The sequence below is a fragment of the Deinococcus sp. genome (assembly GCF_025362455.1).
Classification (GTDB): Bacteria; Deinococcota; Deinococci; order Deinococcales; family Deinococcaceae; genus Deinococcus.
This window is the reverse complement of record NZ_JANYGJ010000072.1, coordinates 1-2,990: the sequence shown is the minus strand read 5'-3', so window position 1 is coordinate 2,990 and position 2,990 is coordinate 1. Positions and strand designations below refer to the sequence as shown.

Annotated in this window: 3 protein-coding genes; all 3 read right to left on the bottom strand. The window is 47.0% G+C overall.

Annotated features, from left to right (window positions below):
- Positions 1–51: 51 nt before the first annotated feature.
- Positions 52–393 carry a hypothetical protein gene (locus Q0R23_RS05220; RefSeq protein ID WP_293911100.1) on the bottom strand — a complete coding sequence of 114 codons (342 nt, stop codon included), beginning with the start codon at positions 391–393 and terminating at the stop codon, positions 52–54.
- 187 nt (positions 394–580) lie between these two features.
- Entirely contained in the window at positions 581–841 is a 261-nt protein-coding gene (locus Q0R23_RS05215; RefSeq protein WP_293911098.1) for a hypothetical protein, read from the bottom strand.
- 1,704 nt (positions 842–2,545) lie between these two features.
- Positions 2,546–2,872 carry a hypothetical protein gene (locus tag Q0R23_RS05210; RefSeq protein ID WP_293911096.1) on the bottom strand — a complete coding sequence of 109 codons (327 nt, stop codon included), beginning with the start codon at positions 2,870–2,872 and terminating at the stop codon, positions 2,546–2,548.
- Between the last annotated feature and the right edge of the window lie 118 nt (positions 2,873–2,990).

Below are 2,990 nucleotides of genomic sequence, written 5' to 3'. Positions count from 1 at the left end.
CATATGGTCAATGTATACATTGACCATATGGGAGCTTAGATTATTCATTGATCAGTAAGCGCTACCGGGCTTAACATTGTACGCCGCTGAGCTTCCAACATCTTGTTGAGCAACGATTCCATTTTCCCGCATCGCCCAATTCACGTTAGGGCTCTGTGGATCAGGATTGTAGACGTAAGAAGTAGTGCGTGGGGGTGTCGGCGGGAGTTCCTTCAAGTCGTTATAACACAATTTGGCAGACCCAGCGGCCACTAAACCACCACCGACAAGCAGCAGAGTGCCTTCAGAGCCAGCCACAACCATTGCAGCCCCAACTGCAATGCCGCAATCGGCAGCTATGTCTCCCCCACCCAAAACCATCTCCACTTCCGCAACTTCCATCTTCTTCAACATAACATCACCATATCCTTTGTAGTCAAGAATTCTCTGGTCGCCCTACCCACCGATGCCAGCTTACTGGGCGTTGATTCTCAGTTTCCTGAGTTCAAGCTGGGGCCGAATCATCGGGCGGTGGCGTAAGCGTTTATCCGCAGGCCGCCGCCCGAATCTTGGAGCATAAGGTTTGAATAGCGACTTGACTTCAGTTGAAAATTGGGAACGGAATGCAGCGCATGAACGGCAGGCAGGGATGCGGCGACGGGGTCGGCTTCGGAACAATCAGGCCAGGGCGCGGGGGAATCGGGCGCGGGTAGGTATCGGGCGGACAGATGGGCTTGCTGCCCAGACTGTTGAGAATGGCGCAGCGGATCAGCAGGGTACCCGGTACCTCTGCGGTGTCCTGCGCGAGGACGGACGAACTGAGCAGCAGCACCGGCAAGAACATGAACAATACTTTTTTCATCGTGTTCTCCTGGGCCGGGCATCATCCGCACTCGGCTTGTTAAAACTGTACTGCTCAGGCGGCGGCGGCGAATCTGCCAGAAGTGGTATGTCTAAAGGAGTAGGTCGTCTGGGGTAGGTCGGGGTAGGGGTTGAGTGCTTGGGCGTCACAGAGACGGTGGCGAGGCAGGCGGGGCCGCAATCGGTGGAATCGACTTGAAGAATGGGTTTGAGTGAATGTATCATGGGCATCTTGGATAACCAGAGAAAGAATTGAGTGTTTCAGATAAATTCGGTACTAAGGGGCTGTTCATTGGAGAATAAGGTATCGCCAGTCGTGATTATTCTGTCTACAGCGATGAGTACATAGTCCAATATACCTACACTAGCAACTTAAACACTTCTTGCTTATTCGTTACACGTATCATGCGTTTTTACCGTGTTTATTTTCAATTTAACGTTTCTTTGTTTGAACAAGATAAAAACTGTTGAGGCAAATATCAATAGACAGAACAATATCCTAATTTCCGGTTTCTCGTTTACAAATTCATAAGATGGCAAATTCACGTTGAAAAAGACTGAATCTATAACCGTGTGCAGCATCGTAGCTATTATTATTCCATATAATTTAATCACCATGTATAATATGAAGCCGATATAGAATTTGGTAAGAATAATGTTTACCTCGTCAAAAAAGTCTGATCCCTTTCTGACTTTATCAAAATGTGCAACAGCGAAGATAAGACTTGCCGATATATTACTAGACAGGCTTTCATTGAGGATAGCTACTAATCCGCCCCTTGCACCTTCTTCGTTCCAGGAAGTGTTATATGCGTATATTAGTGTGTCGCGGCTAATCAACTCTATACATATATTATTACAATCTTTGTGACTGTTACCTAGTGTAAAATTTGTAATAAGGACCATTGATATAAGCGATAAAATTATAAAAATATAGTCCGTGGCTCGGTTTGATAGTATATGAAATGATCTACCCTTCACTTTCCTGTAAATATATATAGGCAAGAAAACTATATTAATTATATAAAACAGCGGCAAAAATGACATGAGTTGTGCTAATTTTTCGTGACCTTCGCGAGTAAAAAATAGCAGGAGGGCTAAAATCGAGACCGAGGTTAAGATATATTTATACAACTTTGAGTATTTCATTATGGTCCTCAACTCAGGTGCCCAGAAGAGCACCTGAGTATTCAAGCCAAATTTACCAAGGAACGCAAATCGTGACTGGGACAGGCGACCAGGTTACACCAAAGTGTGCGCCAGTAGAGGAGGAATTATCATGCTGAGAAGAAGACTGTCCAGAGGGGTACGAAGTCGAATCTTTATTAGAAGTAGTCGAGCCACCAGTCCAGCTAACATTCGGCAATGGTAAGGCAACACTTACACAGCCAGGTGGCACAACAGGTACGGGCGCTTTTTTGGTAAGATCAACAGGTCTGTTTCCGCCACCCTGCCCACCTGCCGTGTTCGCTCCGCCGACAACCATCTCAATCTCAGCAACATCCATCTTTTTCAACATAATATCACCGTATCCTTTACATTCAAGAATTCCCTGGTCGCCCAATCCACCAATGCCAGCTCAGTAGGCCACACTCATTAAAACAAGAGTTCAAGCTGGGGCCGAATCATCGGGCGTTGGCGTAAGCGTTTGTCCGCAGGCCGCCGCCCGAATCGTAGAACGTAAGGTTTGAATGAATGTTCAGATTTACTGAAACATCGGGAACGGAATACAACGCTCGAACGGCAGACAACGATGAGGCTTGGGCGAAGGAGCAGGCGTGGGCCAAAACCGAATCGGGTCTGAAGGCAAGGGCACCACCGGAGGATCAGGCAGCGGGCGAACGGGCAAAGGCGCAGGCTGAATTGCCGGTGCGGGGAGTGGCTTCGGGGCGGCGGCAGGAGCACAGGTGGTCAGCCTGAATATACAGGCATCGACAAGGTTCAGAGGCATGGACTTGCCTGGGCCGTCCTGAGCGAGAACGGACGAACTGAACAGCAATGACGAAACAATAACAAACAATGCTTTTTTCATAATTCTCCTTCAATAATACAAGCCAATAAAGTATTTTAACGAATAATTTCAACAAAAAAGCTGTTAAACAGACCAAACGGACGAAATTTATTTACTCATACATCTTCAACATCGAACG